The organism is Enterobacter sp. Acro-832, assembly GCF_011752745.1.
Lineage (GTDB): Bacteria > Pseudomonadota > Gammaproteobacteria > Enterobacterales > Enterobacteriaceae > Enterobacter > Enterobacter quasiroggenkampii.
The window spans coordinates 137,553-153,087 of the sequence record NZ_VWWX01000004.1 but is presented as its reverse complement, the minus strand read 5'-3'; the positions used below and the strand labels follow the sequence as shown (position 1 = coordinate 153,087).

The 15,535-nt window shown below is 59.0% G+C and carries 12 protein-coding genes and 1 riboswitch; of the genes, 4 read left to right on the top strand and 8 right to left on the bottom strand.

Translation table 11 applies throughout. The annotated features are described in order from the left end of the window. Positions 1-125 precede the first annotated feature (125 nt). From polB to araB, 4 genes are all read right to left on the bottom strand, one after another. The gene (gene polB / locus F3J31_RS15525; protein ID WP_167214018.1) at positions 126-2,483 is read right to left on the bottom strand and encodes a DNA polymerase II; all 2,358 of its coding nucleotides are present in this window, start codon (positions 2,481-2,483) and stop codon (positions 126-128) included. A gap of 156 nt (positions 2,484-2,639) precedes the next feature. Further along, entirely contained in the window at positions 2,640-3,335 is a 696-nt protein-coding gene (araD, locus tag F3J31_RS15520) for an L-ribulose-5-phosphate 4-epimerase (protein ID WP_008502011.1), read from the bottom strand. Positions 3,336-3,424: 89 nt separating this feature from the next. Next, the gene (gene araA, locus F3J31_RS15515; protein ID WP_045907781.1) at positions 3,425-4,927 is read right to left on the bottom strand and encodes an L-arabinose isomerase; all 1,503 of its coding nucleotides are present in this window, start codon (positions 4,925-4,927) and stop codon (positions 3,425-3,427) included. A gap of 10 nt (positions 4,928-4,937) precedes the next feature. Next, entirely contained in the window at positions 4,938-6,647 is a 1,710-nt protein-coding gene (gene araB, locus F3J31_RS15510; protein ID WP_048028526.1) for a ribulokinase, read from the bottom strand. 337 nt (positions 6,648-6,984) lie between these two features. Here araB and araC point away from each other — a divergent pair, with 337 nt between their 5' ends. Together araC and F3J31_RS15500 are read left to right on the top strand one after the other, a co-directional pair. Continuing rightward, the gene (gene araC, locus F3J31_RS15505) at positions 6,985-7,830 is read left to right on the top strand and encodes an arabinose operon transcriptional regulator AraC (protein WP_023293301.1); all 846 of its coding nucleotides are present in this window, start codon (positions 6,985-6,987) and stop codon (positions 7,828-7,830) included. Positions 7,831-7,958: 128 nt separating this feature from the next. Next, complete coding sequence (locus F3J31_RS15500) at positions 7,959-8,726, top strand: DedA family protein (RefSeq protein ID WP_045907783.1); 768 nt, start codon at positions 7,959-7,961, stop codon at positions 8,724-8,726. Between the two features lie 28 nt (positions 8,727-8,754). On the opposite strand, the gene thiQ is transcribed toward F3J31_RS15500, so the two are convergent. The 4 genes from thiQ to sgrR form a co-directional block, all read right to left on the bottom strand. Then, the gene (gene thiQ / locus F3J31_RS15495) at positions 8,755-9,453 is read right to left on the bottom strand and encodes a thiamine ABC transporter ATP-binding protein ThiQ (protein ID WP_167214015.1); all 699 of its coding nucleotides are present in this window, start codon (positions 9,451-9,453) and stop codon (positions 8,755-8,757) included. Then, on the bottom strand, positions 9,437-11,047 hold the full coding sequence (gene thiP / locus F3J31_RS15490; protein ID WP_167214012.1) for a thiamine/thiamine pyrophosphate ABC transporter permease ThiP: 1,611 nt from the start codon (positions 11,045-11,047) through the stop codon (positions 9,437-9,439). Before thiP ends, thiQ begins: the two co-directional genes overlap by 17 nt. Beyond that, positions 11,023-12,006: a thiamine ABC transporter substrate binding subunit gene (gene thiB, locus F3J31_RS15485; RefSeq protein ID WP_023345430.1), complete on the bottom strand. Its 984-nt coding sequence runs from the start codon at positions 12,004-12,006 to the stop codon at positions 11,023-11,025. Before thiB ends, thiP begins: the two co-directional genes overlap by 25 nt. 31 nt (positions 12,007-12,037) lie before the next feature. After that, positions 12,038-12,138, bottom strand: a riboswitch (TPP riboswitch). A gap of 36 nt (positions 12,139-12,174) precedes the next feature. After that, positions 12,175-13,830 carry an HTH-type transcriptional regulator SgrR gene (gene sgrR, locus F3J31_RS15480; RefSeq protein WP_126534272.1) on the bottom strand — a complete coding sequence of 552 codons (1,656 nt, stop codon included), beginning with the start codon at positions 13,828-13,830 and terminating at the stop codon, positions 12,175-12,177. A gap of 88 nt (positions 13,831-13,918) precedes the next feature. Here sgrR and sgrT point away from each other — a divergent pair, with 88 nt between their 5' ends. After that, positions 13,919-14,071 carry a glucose uptake inhibitor SgrT gene (gene sgrT / locus F3J31_RS15475; RefSeq protein ID WP_045907787.1) on the top strand — a complete coding sequence of 51 codons (153 nt, stop codon included), beginning with the start codon at positions 13,919-13,921 and terminating at the stop codon, positions 14,069-14,071. Positions 14,072-14,191: 120 nt separating this feature from the next. Next, positions 14,192-15,370 (top strand): sugar efflux transporter, encoded by a 1,179-nt coding sequence (locus F3J31_RS15470; RefSeq protein ID WP_167214010.1) that lies wholly within the window; start codon positions 14,192-14,194, stop codon positions 15,368-15,370. Positions 15,371-15,535 lie beyond the last annotated feature (165 nt).

Here is a 15,535-nt window from a genome sequence, read left to right as displayed (position 1 = left end):
TGTTCGGCTCTAATCTTTAATTGCAGGCAATAGTTCGACCACCGTCAAAAAAGACGGTCATCGAAAAATGGGTCCGGGAATGGAAAGGGCGCTATGGTACTGGATGGCAGCCATTTCGTCACGTGTCAAAATAGGCCAAGTTGCCCTGTAACCAGTGTAGCAAAGTCGTCGTCGATGAAGGGCAAAATTCCGTCGGCAACCGGCTGAAGCTGACGCGTCAGATAGTGTTCGTAATCCAGAGGTGAGTGCTGATAATCCACCGGTTCCGGACCGTTTATCGTCCAGACGTATTTGATGGTGCCCCGGTTCTGATACTGCGGCGCGCGGCCGCGGCGGACGTTTTCGTCGTCCGCAAGGCGCGCGGCGCGCACGTGCGGAGGAACGTTGCGCTGGTACTCCGCGAGCGGGCGGCGCAGGCGTTTGCGATACACCAGCTGCGCGTCAAGCTCGCCCGCCATCAGGCTGGCTATCGTCTCGCGCACGTAGTCCTGATACGGTTCATTGCGAAACACCCGCAGATAGAGCGTTTGCTGGAACTGCTGCGCCAGCGGCGTCCAGTCGGTACGTACCGTCTCGAGCCCTTTAAACACCATCCGCTGTGCGTCGCCGTCCTGAATCAGCCCGGCGTAGCGCTTCTTGCTGCCCTGATCGGTACCGCGAATGGTGGGCATTAAAAAGCGGGCGAAATGGGTTTCAAATTCCAGCTCCAGCGCGCTGGTTAACCGCGCTTTCTGCAGATGTTCCTGCCACCAGTCGTTCACGAAGGCGACCAGCGCTTTGCCGATTTGCGCGGCGTCTTCTTCTGAATGCGCGCCCTTAAGCCACACAAAGGTGGAGTCGGTGTCACCGTAGATGACGTCATAGCCCCGGGACTCAATCAGCGCTTTGGTCTGACGCATGATCTCGTGCCCGCGCATGGTGATCGACGATGCCAGACGCGGGTCGAAGAAGCGGCAGGCGCTGGTACCCAGCACGCCGTAGAAGGCGTTCATGATAATTTTCAGCGCCTGAGAAAGGGGCTTGTTGCCGTGGCGCTTGGCCTCATCGCGGCCGTGCCAGATGTTTCCCACGATGTCGGGCAGGCAGTGTTTTTCCCGAGAGAAGCGTGCGCCGAGGAAGCCTTCGGTGCTGTGTTCATCATCCGGCTGGGTCAGGCCCTCAACCAGCCCGACGGGATCGATCAGGAAGGTGCGGATTATCGACGGGTAGAGGCTTTTGTAGTCCAGCACCAGAACGGAATCATACAATCCTGGCCGGGAATCCATGACGTAGCCGCCGGGGCTGGCCTGCGGCGGCACCTCCCCGAGGTTAGGGGCGACATATCCTGCCCGGTGCATTCGGGGAAAGTAGAGATGGCTAAAGGCGGCAACCGATCCACCATGCCTGTCGACCGCAAGGCCGTTCACCGTCGCGCGCTCCAGCAGGAAGGGCATAATTTCGGTTTTGTGGAAAATCTGCGTGACCAGCTCGCAATCTTTCAGGTTATAGGTGGCGAGCGCGGGCTTGTCTTCGTTAAAGCGCCGGTCGATCTCGTCCATTCTGTCCCAGGGGTTGTCGATGGATTTGCCTTCGCCAAGCAGCTCCTGCGCCACCGCTTCGAGAGAGAAGGAAGAGAAGTTCCAGAAGGCGGACTTGAGCGCCTCGATGCCGTCGATAATCAGGCGACCGTTCGCCTGTGCGAAGAAAACGCCGTTCTTAAAACCGTGCTCGCGCCACTCCAGCTCGCTGTTGCCGCGCCCGAGCATCAGCGGGATGCGGTAACGCTCGGCGTGTTTTTGCAGCACGTGCAGGTCGAACTGCACCACGTTCCAGCCGATCAGAACGTCGGGATCGTAGTCGGCAAACCACTGGTTAAGCTTCTCCAGCAACTGCGGGCGGCTGTTGACGTACTCAAGCCGGAAATCCAGCGCAGAGGCATCACCATTTGGCGGCCCGAGCATATAGACAACCCGATCGCCGCAGCCTTCAAGTCCTATGCAGTACAGTTCGCCGTGGCGGGTGGTTTCGATATCCAGGGAGACCCACTTCAGCGGAGGGCGGTAGTGCGGGTTCGGCTTCAGCCGCGCGTTAACGAGACTGCCGTTGTGCGCGGTGCCGTCGACCCAGACGGGCGCGGTAATAAACCGCTCCATCAGAAAGCGCTCCGGTGGGCGGATGTCGGCTTCGTAGAGCGTTACGCCCGCTTCGCGAAGCAGTTTTTCATAGCGCATCAGCTGACGATGGGCGCGACAGTAGAGGCCATAAACCGGTTGACGGTGGAAATCTTTCAGTTCAAGCGGGGTAATGCGCCAGCCGTTTTCACCGCGCAGCAGCTGTTTCACTTTTTCGACGTGCGCTTCTGGAATAAACGCCACGGATTCCTGCGGCGGCAGCGTCACCTGCAGCGGGCCGTTGTCCGTTGCCAGCCAGAATTCAACCTCGGTGCCCTGAGGCGTATCCCGCCAGTGTCGGGTCAGTAAAAAGCCTTCTTGCGCCTGCGCCACGCCGTTATCCCAGAAAACAAAACCAGGCCTGATTATAGCCTGGTTGAGGTAGGTTTGCTGGGGTTTTATACAGTGCCTGTTTCGCCGGATGGCGCTACGCTTATCCGGCCTGCAGGTTCCGTAGGTCCGGTAAGCGCAGCGCCACCGGGCAAGGGTTTACTGCCCGTAGTAGGCCTTCGCGCCGTGCTTGCGCAGGTAATGCTTATCCAGCAGGGTTTGCTGCATATCCGGCAGCTGCGGCGCCAGCTGGCGACAGAAGATCCCCATATAGGCGATCTCTTCGAGCACGATGGCGTTATGCACCGCGTCCTCCGCGTTTTTCCCCCAGGCAAACGGGCCGTGGGAGTGCACCAGCACGCCGGGCATTTGCGCCGCGTCGATTCCCTGTTTTTCGAAGGTCTCGACGATCACGTTACCGGTTTCCCACTCATACTCGCCGTTAATCTCCGCATCGGTCATCAAACGCGTGCAGGGAATCGTGCCGTAAAAGTAGTCCGCGTGGGTGGTGCCGGTCGCCGGGATGGACTGGCCCGCCTGCGCCCAGATAGTGGCATGGCGCGAATGGGTATGCACGATACCGCCGATAGTCGGGAATGATCGATAGAGCAGGCGGTGAGTGGGCGTATCGGATGACGGCTTTTTGTTGCCTTCCACCACTTCACCCGTTTCGATGCTGACAACGACCATATCGTCCGCCGTCATCACCGCGTAATCGACGCCGGAAGGCTTGATCACGAACACGCCTTTATCGCGGTCAACGGCGCTCACGTTGCCCCAGGTCAGGGTGACCAGATTATGTTTCGGCAGCGCCAGGTTGGCTTCAAGTACCTGCCGTTTGAGCTCTTCTAACATTGTTGTCTCCAGTGCCGGATGGCGCTTCGCTTATCCGGCCTACAGGATCGTAGGCCCGGTAAACGCGGTGCCACCGGGCATTCCGTGCTTTAGCGTTTTGAACCGTAATAGACTTCGTTCCAGCGCAGCGCGTCCTTGAAGGCGGGCAGGCGGGTATCGTTATCAATGACGGTCAGTTCGATATCGTGCAGCTCGGCGAACTGACGCATGTCGTTCAGATCCAGCGCGTGGCTGAAGACGGTATGGTGCGCGCCACCGGCCAGGATCCAGGCTTCTGACGCGGTTGGCAGATCCGGCTGTGCTTTCCACAGGGCGTTGGCGACCGGCAGCTTCGGCAGAGAATGTGGCGTTTCAACCGCATCGACGCAGTTCACCAGCAAGCGGAAACGATCGCCCAGATCGATCAGGCTGGCGTTGATGGCCGGGCCCGTGCGGGTGTTGAAGATCAGACGCGCCGGATCGGCTTTACCGCCGATGCCGAGGTACTGTACGTCGAGGATCGGTTTTTCCTCTACCGCGATGGAAGGACACACTTCCAGCATGTGAGAGCCGAGCACCAGGTCATTGCCGTTCTCGAAGTGGTAGGTGTAGTCCTCCATAAAGGAGGTGCCGCCCTGCAGACCGGTCGACATCACCTTCATGATGCGAAGCAGAGCGGCAGTTTTCCAGTCGCCTTCGCCGGCAAAGCCGTAGCCCTGCTGCATCAGACGTTGTACTGCCAGACCCGGCAGCTGTTTCAGACCGTGGAGATCTTCAAAAGTGGTGGTAAAGGCGTGGAAACCGCCCTGCTGCAGGAAGCGCTTCATGCCCAGTTCGATGCGCGCCGCATCCAGCACGTTCTGACGCTTGTCGCCGTTGATCTGTGCCGCAGGCGTCAGGCGGTAACTGCTTTCGTACTCGTCCACCAGCGCGCTCACGTCGCCATCGCTGATTTCATTCACTACCTGCACCAGGTCGCCCACGGCCCAGGTATTCACGGAGAAGCCGAACTTGATCTGCGCGGCCACTTTGTCACCGTCGGTGACCGCCACTTCACGCATGTTGTCGCCGAAACGCACCACTTTCAGGTGGCGGGTATCCTGCTTCGAAACCGCCTGGCGCATCCAGGATCCGATACGCTGTTGCGCCTTACCATCCTGCCAGTGGCCGGTGACCACCGCGTGCTGCTGACGCATACGCGCGCCGATGAAGCCGAACTCGCGGCCGCCGTGTGCGGTCTGGTTCAGGTTCATAAAGTCCATGTCGATGCTGTCCCACGGCAGGGAGGCGTTGAACTGGGTATGGAACTGCAGCAGCGGTTTGTTGAGGATAGACAGGCCGTTGATCCACATTTTTGCCGGTGAGAAGGTGTGCAGCCACACCACCAGACCGGCGCATTTATCATCGTAGTTCGCGTCGCGGCAGATATGGGTAATCTCATCCGGCGTTGTGCCCAGCGGTTTCAGCACCAGCTTGCACGGCAGTTTGGCTTCCGCGTTCAGCGCGTTAACGACGTGCTCCGCGTGTTTTGTTACCTGCTGCAGCGCTTCCGGTCCGTACAGATGCTGGCTGCCAATCACAAACCACACTTCATAGTTATTAAAAATGGTCATCATCGTGTCCTTAATGGGTCAGGGTTGCCGTAGTGTCCGCGGTGCTTTTGGCCGGGGCGGCGACAGGGAGATAGTGAAGTTCGGCGCTTTTTGCCCACTGCTGGTAGCGCTGATAAAGCTGTTCAAAGCGTTGTGCCTGCTGAGCACGCGGCTGAAGGGTGTTTTCGACGGCGCTCGCCATGTGCTGCTGCGCGGTGGGGATATCCGCATGGACGCCCGCGGCGACGGCGGCGAAAATCGCCGCGCCCAGCGCGCAGCACTGATCGGACGCCACAATCTGCAGCGGACGGTTCAGCACGTCGCAGCAGGCCTGCATGATCACCGGGTTTTTACGGGCGATGCCGCCCAGCGCCATCACGTTATTCACGTCGATGCCCTGCTCGGTGAAGCACTCCATAATGGCGCGGGCACCGAAGGCCGTTGCGGCAATCAGGCCGCCGAACAGCGCGGGCGCGTCGGTCGCGAGGTTGAGATCGGTAATCACCCCTTTCAGGCGCTGGTTGGCAAACGGTGTGCGACGACCGTTAAACCAGTCCAGCACCACCGGGAGGTGGTCGAGAGAGGGATTTTTGGCCCAGGCTTCGGTAAGCTGCGGCAGAAGCTGCTTTTTGCTCTCGGCGATCTGGGTTTTCAGTTCAGGATGCGCCGCCGCCAGCCGATCCAGCGGCCAGCCCAGCACGCGACCAAACCAGGCGTAGATATCGCCAAACGCGGACTGACCGGCTTCGAGGCCGATGAAGTCCGGTACCACGCTGCCGTCAACCTGGCCACAGATGCCTTTTACCGCGCGGTCGCCGACGGTGGCTTTATCCGCCGTCAGGATGTCGCAGGTGGAGGTGCCGATGACTTTGACCAGCGTGTTTGGCTGTGCGCCCGCGCCCACGGCGCCCATATGGCAGTCAAACGCGCCGCCGGAGATCGCCACGTTTTGCGGCAGGCCGAGGCGCGTCGCCCACTCCTCACAGAGGGTGCCGACGGGAATATCGGCGGTAAAGGTGTCGGTAAACAGCGGGTATGTCAGGCTCTTGTTGATGATCGGGTCGAGTTCATCGAAGAAGGCTGCCGGAGGCAGGCCGCCCCAGCTTTCATGCCACAGGGATTTATGCCCGGCGCTGCAGCGACCGCGGCGGATATCCTGTGGACGCGTGGTGCCGGAGAGCAGGGCAGGCACCCAGTCGCACAGTTCAACCCATGACGCTGCAGCCTGCGCAACGGTTGCGTCGGCACGGGTGACGTGCAGGATCTTGGCCCAGAACCATTCGCTGGAGTAAATCCCGCCGATGTAGCGCGAGTAGTCCGTTTTGCCCGGCTGATGGCACAGGCGGGTGATGGCTTCGGCCTCTTCCACGGCGGTATGGTCTTTCCACAGCACGAACATGGCGTTCGGGTTGTCGGCAAACTCAGGACGCAGCGCCAGCACGCGGCCATCGGCATCCACAGGGGCAGGCGTGGAGCCGGTACTGTCGACGCCAATCCCAATAATATCCGCCCGCTGGGCGTCGGTCAGTTCGGCCAGAACGGTTTTAATGGCCGCTTCCATCGACTCAATGTAGTCACGCGGGTGATGCCGAAACTGGTTGTTCGGCGCATCGCAGTAGCGCCCCTCTTGCCAGCGCGGGTACCACTCAACGCTGGTTGCTATCTCCTGGCCGGACGTACAGTCCACTGCCAGCGCGCGAACCGAATCGCTGCCAAAATCGAGGCCAATCGCAATTGCCATGGTGTTGCTCCATCGAAAAAAGAGGTATGGAAGAACATTAGAGACTGGGGACAAAAGTCGTCAGGCAGGATCCGCTAATCTTATGGACTAAATTGCTGTTACAACGGAAAGTGTGACGCCGTGCAAATATTCAATGTGGACATTTCTGCCGCAGTTATAGACACTTTTGTTACTGCTTATCTGCCTGCTCAGGCGGAGAAATCAGGGGGAAAGGCTGAAACATGGCGGACGTAAAAGCGGCGTGATGCTTTTTGGATCTTTTCGCGGGCCATTTTTAACCTGCTTTTAGTGATATGGACAATTGGTTTCCTTGAGGACCCTTGGGAGAACTGAATCTATGGCCGAAACGCAAAACGATCCTCTGCTGCCGGGATACTCGTTTAACGCGCACCTTGTGGCGGGACTGACTCCTATCGAGGCTGAAGGATATCTCGACTTTTACGTCGACCGACCGCTTGGGATGAAAGGATATATCCTCAACCTGACCGTGCGAGGGGAAGGGATCATCAAAAACGGCGACCAGCAATTTGTCTGCCGCCCGGGGGATATCCTGCTGTTCCCGCCGGGGGAGATCCACCACTACGGCCGTCATCCGGACGCCAAAGAGTGGTATCACCAGTGGGTCTATTTCCGTCCGCGAGCCTACTGGCAGGAGTGGCTTTCCTGGCCGGCGATTTTTGCGCACACCGGTTTTTATCGCCCGGATGAGGTGCATCTGGCGCAGTTTCGCGAACTTTTTGCGCAGATTATCGAGGCGGGACAGGCCGGTGGGCGCTACGCTGAACTGCTGGCGATTAACCTGCTTGAGCAGCTGCTGCTGCGACGGATGGAGGCGATTAACGCGTCGCTTAACCCGCCGCTGGATAACCGCGTGCGCGACGCCTGCCAGTACATCAGCGACCACCTGGCCGATAGCCAGTTTGATATCGCCAGCGTTGCCCAGCACGTCTGCCTGTCGCCGTCGCGTCTGTCGCATTTGTTCCGCCAGCAGCTAGGCGTCAGCGTGTTGAGCTGGCGCGAGGATCAGCGGATCAGCCAGGCGAAGCTGCTGCTCAGCACCACCCGGATGCCCATCGCCACCGTGGGGCGCAACGTGGGCTTTGAAGACCAGCTCTATTTCTCCCGCGTATTTAAAAAATGTACCGGTGCCAGCCCCAGTGAATTCCGCGCGGGATGTGAATAAACGGTAAAAAAAGATAAACAAACAGGTGAATGCGGGAAGCAACCTGTAAACTATTCAGACAATTGTTGCCTTGACGCGGTGCGGGGCGCTAAGCAGAATCGCTGATTCGTTTTCTGACCGGAATAGTTATGCAGGCATTGCTGGAACACTTTATTACCCAGTCCGTTATGTACTCGCTCATCGCCGTGGCGCTGGTGGCGTTTCTGGAGTCGCTGGCGCTCGTCGGGTTAATCCTGCCTGGCACCGTGATGATGGCGGGGCTTGGCGCGCTGATCGGCAGCGGTGAGGTTAATTTCTGGCAGGCGTGGCTGGCGGGAATTATCGGCTGCCTGCTCGGCGACTGGATCTCCTTCTGGCTGGGCTGGCGCTTTAAGAAGCCGCTGCACCGCTGGTCGTTCATGAAAAAGAACAAAGCCTTGCTGGATAAGACCGAGCATGCGCTGCACCAGCACAGCATGTTTACCATCCTTGTCGGCCGCTTCGTTGGGCCAACGCGTCCGCTGGTGCCGATGGTGGCCGGGATGCTGGATCTGCCCGTTGCGAAATTCGTGGTGCCAAACATTATCGGCTGCGTCTTCTGGCCGCCGTTCTACTTCCTGCCGGGGATCCTCGCGGGGGCCGCCATCGATATTCCTGACGGTATGCAAAGCGGTGAGTTTAAGTGGCTGCTGCTGGGCACGGCGCTGCTGCTGTGGCTGGCGGCATGGCTCTGCTGGCGACTGTGGCGCAGCGCGAAGGCAAATATCGATCGCCTGACACGCTACCTCCCGCGTACTCGCCTGCTCTGGCTGGCCCCGCTGACGCTGGGTGTGGCGGTGGTGGCGCTGGTGGCGCTGATTCGTCACCCGCTGATGCCAGTGTACGGTGAGATCCTGTTGAAAGTTGTGAGCCGTTAAGCGCCGGGCGGCACTGCGTTTGCCCGGCCTACGGTTTTATACCCAATAATCCAGAAGCGCTTTCTTTTCCGCTCATTAATGCTTCTGTTGCTCCATCCCACAAAATGCGTCCCTCCGCGATCACCACCGATCGCGGCGCAATCCGTGCGGCATCCTCGATACTGTGCGAAACCATCAGCATCGTCAGTTGCTGGCGCTGACAGACCTCCTGCACCAGGGCCAGCATCTCCTGGCGCAGCGCGGGATCGAGCGCCGAGAACGGCTCATCCAGCAGCAGTATCGGCTGCTCGCGCACCAGACAACGTGCCAGCGCCACGCGCTGACGCTGCCCACCGGAAAGCTCGCCCGGCAGCCTGTCGATAAACCCGGCGATCCCCATCTGCGCGGCAATGACCTCCAGCTTATGGCGCTGATCATCGTTCAGCCTGAGTCCCGGGTGCATTCCCAGCGCGATGTTTTGCCGCACCGTCAGGTGGGTAAACAGGTTGTGTTCCTGAAACAGCATTGAGACAGGACGTTTAGCCGGAGGGGCGCTGGTGAAATCACGATTATCGATGGCTATCGACCCGCTGGCAGGTTGCAGAAAACCGGCGATCAAGTTGAGCAAGGTGCTTTTCCCCGCACCGCTTGGGCCAAGCACGGCGATCATCTCTCCCTGGCGCACGGAGAGCGTGAAGCGCATCGGCAGATGCTGATAAAGCCAGGTTACATCAGTCAGTTTTAGCATCACGCCCCGGAAGTTTCTCGATAACGGTAAATAAGGCAAAGCACAGCAGCAGCAGTAACAGCGCGGTGACCGCGCCGTCCTGACTGCGGTAAGAGCCGATTTGCTGATAGAGCCAGTATGGCAGCGTGCGGAAATCGTCATTGCCGAACAGCGCCACGACCCCAAAGTCTCCAATAGAGAGCACGCAGGCAAACGCCAGCGCCTGTGCCAGCGGACGCTTTAGCGCGCGCAGTTCAACCACCTTCAGCCGCTGCCAGCCCTGCATGCCCAGCGACTGGCACAGCAAACTGTAGCGGCTGTTGACGTCGCGCATCGGGTTTTCCAGCACCTTGAGCGCGTAAGGGATGGCCATTAAGGCGTTGGTAAAGATCACAATGCCGTCGGCCCTTTCGGGCAGGCCGAGGGTGCTGTTGAACAGTAAAAAGAAGCCCGTCGCCAGCACGATCCCCGGCATCGCCAGAATCAGCATACCCGTCAGCTCCAGCATTTGTCCGGCTTTTTGCGCCTGGCGGGCGTAAAGCTCACGGCTGCTCCACAACAGCATCATGGTCAGGATGACGCACAGTAATCCGGCAACCAGCGCGATACGCAGCGAGGTCCAGGTGGCCTGCCAGAGGACGGGCTGTTGCAGGACAGACATGAGATTGAGGTTCAGTCCGTCAACGATAACGGCCAGCAGCGGCGGCAACAGCAGCAGGAGCGCCAGCCCGATCAGGATAACATCACTGACGCGGCTGTGCAGGCTGTCCTGCGGATCGCGCCAGCCGGTTATTTGATGACTGCCAGCGGGAATGGCTTTACTCAGCCGCTGGCTCAACAGTACCAGTGCAAGGCAGCACGCCATCTGGACTATCGCCAACAGTGCGGCGCGACCGGGATCGTAGTCGTAACTCAGCGCCTGGTAAATCGCCAGCTCAATGGTGGTGGCCTGCGGCCCGCCGCCAAGTGACAGCACGGTGGCAAAGCTGGCAAAGCAGAGCATGAAGATTAATGCCGCTACGGGCGGGAGTTGGCGGCGCAGCCACGGCCATTCGACAAAGCGGAAGAACGACGCGCCGCGCATGCCGAGCTGGGCGGCAATCTGGCGCTGTTCGCCGGGAATGTTCTCCAGCGCCTGCAAAAAGAGGCGCGTTGCCATCGGCATATTGAAAAAGACGTGTGCCAGCAGGATGCCCTGCAGTCCGTAAGGCGAGAATGACCATTCCAGACCAAGCTGGCCGAACAGCGAAGCCAGCCACCCCTGGCGACCGTAAACGCTCAGAATGCCAAATACCGCCACCAGCACGGGCAGGATCAGCGTCATGGCGCACAGGCGCAGCAGAGCCTGCCTGCCGGGGAAACGCCGCCGATACAGCGCGCGTGCAAGAAAAATCGCCGGGAGCACCGACATCAGGGCAGAAAGAGACGCCTGCCAGAAAGAGAACCGAATGACGTGCCAGAGGTAGCTGTCGTGCCAGAGAGCGAGCAGGTCGCTCTCCGGCGCGTTAAACCACAGCGCAAGAAAAGCCCCCAGGCTGACTGCCACCATTACGACGGCGGCGAGCAGTCCGGGAAGCAACCAGCCGGGAATTAGCGGCTGACGGCGCGTTGCCATTCACTTACCCATGCGGCACGCTGCGCGGCGACCTGCTGCGGCGTAAACTCCAGCGAGGTTTTCGGTTTGGTCAACTGTTCAAAACCTGCAGGCAGTGCAACGCTGGTGACCGGATACATCCAGTTGCCTGCGGGAATGGCATTCTGGAATGCCGGCGAAACCATAAACTTCAGGAACTTCTCGGCCAGCTCAGGCTGTTTGCTGGCAGCGGTACGCGCGGCGACTTCCACCTGCAGATAGTGCCCTTCCGCAAAATCTGCGGCAGCATAGTTATCTTTCTTCTCGGCGATAATGTGGTAAGCCGGGGAGGTGGTGTAGCTCAGCACCAGGTCGCTTTCGCCTTTCAGGAACAGGCCATAGGCTTCGCTCCAGCCTTTGGTCACGGTCACGGTTTTGGCAGCCAGCTTCTGCCACGCTTCCGGCGCCTTATCGCCGTAGACTTTCTGCATCCACAGCAGCAGACCCAGGCCCGGCGTGCTGGTCCGCGGATCTTCATAAATCACGCGCCACTTCTGGTCGCTTTCCACCAGTTCTTTCAGGCTCTTCGGCGGGTTTTTCAGCTTGTTTTTGTCGTAAACAAAAGCAAAGTATCCGTAGTCGAACGGCACAAAGGTGTCGTTCTTCCAGCCGCCAGGCACGTTAACGGCCTCTGCTGCGACGCCGCTTTTGGCAAACAGTTTGGTCTGCGAGGCGGCTTCCAGCAGGTTGTTATCCAGACCGAGCACTACGTCAGCCTTGCTGTTTTTCCCTTCCATGCGCAGACGGTTGAGCAGTGAAACGCCATCTTCCAGCGCCACGAACTTCAGCTCGCAGTTGCAGTCAGCTTCAAAGGCTTTTTTGACAACCGGGCCAGGACCCCAGTCGGCAGAGAAAGAGTCGTAGGTGTAGACCGTCAGGACGGGTTTGGCTAAAGCGGGCAGCGCGAACAGCGCCAGCAGGGGGAGAACTTTTTTTAACACTTTGCACCTCAGGGTTGAGTGGCAAAGGATTTTGAGCGACAGCCTCAAATCCCTTCGCCGGCGTTATCCGGATCAGGTTCGACGGGTATTATCTCAGCGCACATCTGTGATGCAGCACCCCGTTGAGAACGGCGCTATTGTAATGATTTGGTGAATATTACGAAAGCGTTATGGCTCCGGGGGCGCAAACCAGGCGGATTTGAAATCAAACCAGCCCAGGGTGTTCATCCGCAGGCCGCGCATGCTGCGCTGGCCCTGAATCATCAGCCAGTGGTGGATCAACGGGACGATCGCCTGCTCGGCCAGCAGCTGCTGGCACCACACGGCAAGATTCATCTCGCCCGCACGCCACAGGGCGGCATCCTGCTGCCAGTCACGGTCGATGCAGTGCTGGATCAGCGGGACTTCATACAAATGCGAGAAAAGGGAAAAATCGAGCGGCAGGGTAAAGTTGGCGCTGTTGAGCCAGATATCGCTGGCGATCTCCCCCTGATGCCATTCGTCATAGTCCACTTCCCTGATGTCCAGCCTGACCCCCTCGGCTGCCAGCAGGCGGGTCATGATCCTCGCGATAAAACGATGCTCAACATGCTCGCGGTAGTAGGTCAGGGTGATGGACTCCAGCCCTGCGGGTTTGTCGCACTGCGACGGGCGGGCGTGGTGCCAGCGCGGAAGCAGGCCGTACGCCGGGAACCAGTATGTCTGGTACTGCGCTTCCGCATGGTAGATCAGATTGGAAGGGGACAACACGTGGCTGATCCACTTCCGGACGTCCTGGTTTGCCCCGCGGTGGGTGCGGCGGTCAAAGAGGAGATAGTAGCATCCCTCCTCCAGGCGGCTCTCCACGGCCTTTTCTCCCGTGGTGGGGCCTTCCAGCGTCAGCCCGCAGCTCAGGTCTTCATTGAGATCCGGCAATACCCACACGTTCACTTCGTCGATCAGCGCCCGATAGCCAAAGTAGTCATCGAACGCGCGGATTTTCAGCTGATTGCTGTTATTGCGGGACACGGCGTAGGGGCCGGTGCCAATTGGCAGGCTGGCAAAATTGTTCATCGACTCCCACTCGCCGGGCAAAATCATCGACGGTACATAGCCCAGCAGCCAGGGAAGCCACTTGTCCTGCTGCGACAGCTCAATATCCAGCGTCCAGGCCGTGGGGGAGTGGATGCGCGATATATGCGAGTAGAGCGGCAGCCTGCGGGCGCGTTCCAGAGAGGCGATGACGTCGTGCATCTCCAGCTCGCGACCGTGGTGAAAGTGGATGCCAGGGCGTAAGAAAAAGCGCCAGTGGCGCGGGGAAAGCTGCTGCCAGTGGTGCGCGATATCCGCCTCCAGTTCCCCGTTTTCCTCATTTATCCGCGTCAGGCCGCTGAAGATTTGCCGGGCCATATGGGTTTCTGAGCGGCGTAACGCCGTGCCGGGCAACAGATTTTTCATTGGCCGATAGTAGAGTACCCGCAGAATGTGTCGGCCCTGACGAAAACTGCGTCCGAGATGGGAAACCAGCATCTGGCGCACGGCGGCTTTGTCGCCCACCAGCTGGACCAGCTGATCGATGCGGTCCTGCTCGAGCAGGTCTTCTGCACGCTGCTGCTGCAATGCCAGCCCGGTGTAGAGAAAGGTCAGCCGCGAGCGTTTCCCGCGTCCCGCTTCCGCTTCCCAGCTTAACCACCCCTGCTGCTGCATGGTATTGAGCAACGTGCGCATATGACGGCGGGAACAGCTAAGCAGGTCAGCCAGCTCGTTGAGCGTCGTTTCCTGCGATTGCCCCTCGCAGCACTGCCAGAGGCGGATAAATTGTTGCTGCAGACGACCGGAAGGCATAAAAGGGGAACTCCTGACAAAAAACCAGCAATTTATTAATCCCTATATTAGGCCAATAATGCTTCCCGATGAAGCGAGGAGGTAAATGATGAAGAGGTCTACCGCACGTCAGTTTTATCAGCAGTACTTTTCAGCGACAAAAGGATCGTCCTGGCTGGCCCGCCAGTGTGCCGAGCAACGGCTGAAAATGTTAGAAGAACTGATGCAGTGGGACGTTACGAAACCGGCCTCTTCTCGCTGACTCGCCTCGATCATGTGTGACTGAGTATTGGTGCTTATCACCCGCCAGCAAAATGTTTTTGCTGGCTTTTTTCGTTTATTCTTTCACCCAATTTCGATTTGCTTTCACAAGGACTTGCGCATGCTGTGGTTGATGACGATGGGGCGACGCCTGAACGGCGTGTATGCCGCTTTTATGCTGGTGGCCTTTATGATGGGCGTGGCGGGGGCGCTGCAGGCGCCGACGCTGAGCCTGTTTCTCAGCCGCGAGGTGGGGGCACAGCCGTTTTGGGTGGGGCTGTTTTATACTGTTAACGCCATTGCCGGGATCCTGGTCAGCCTCGCGCTGGCGAAACGATCGGACAGCCAGGGCGATCGCCGCAGGCTGATCCTCTTTTGCTGCACCATGGCCGTGGGCAACGCGCTGCTCTTCGCCTTTAACCGTCATTATCTGACGCTCATTACCTGCGGCGTGCTGCTGGCGTCACTGGCGAACACCGCCATGCCGCAGCTGTTCGCGCTGGCCCGTGAATATGCGGATAACTCGGCGCGGGAAGTGGTGATGTTCAGCTCGGTGATGCGTGCCCAGCTCTCGCTGGCGTGGGTCATTGGTCCGCCGCTGGCCTTTATGCTGGCGTTGAACTACGGCTTTACCACCATGTTCACCATCGCGGCCGGGATTTTTGTCATCAGCCTGGCGCTGATAGCCTTTGCGCTGCCGTCCGTGGCGCGCGTCGAACAGACAACGGATAAACCGCTCACCCAGGTGAGCGGCTGGCAGGACAAAAACGTCCGCATGCTGTTTATTGCCTCCACGCTGATGTGGACCTGCAATACCATGTACATCATCGACATGCCGCTGTGGATCAGCAGCGATCTGGGCTTACCGGACAAGCTTGCGGGGATCTTAATGGGGACCGCTGCCGGGCTGGAAATTCCGGCAATGATTCTGGCGGGATATTACGTAAAGCGTTTCGGTAAACGCAAAATGATGGTGGTTGCGGTTGCAGCCGGGGTGTTGTTTTATCTTGGGCTGATCTTATTCCACTCGCGCGAAGCGCTGCTGGCGCTGCAGCTGTTTAATGCTGTGTTCATTGGGATCGTCGCCGGAATCGGCATGCTCTGGTTTCAGGATCTGATGCCCGGACGCGCGGGATCGGCCACGACGCTCTTTACGAACAGTATTTCAACCGGGGTGATTCTGGCCGGTGTGATCCAGGGCGCGCTGGCGCAAAGCTATGGCCATACGTCGGTTTACTGGATGATTGCGGCGCTATCCGTCGTGACGCTCCTGCTGACCTGCCGGGTAAAAGACGTCTGATTCTGGAAGACGGCTTCACAAAATGGAACGACATTCTGACAGAGATCACGAAGGGGAATAGAGTGCGTGGCGGGTGCTTGAGGCTGTTTGCCTCAGGCTTTCGCAAGAGGCAAACAGTGGAGAGTCCCACATCAAAAGATTGATGGGGAGACCAACTTCACAACC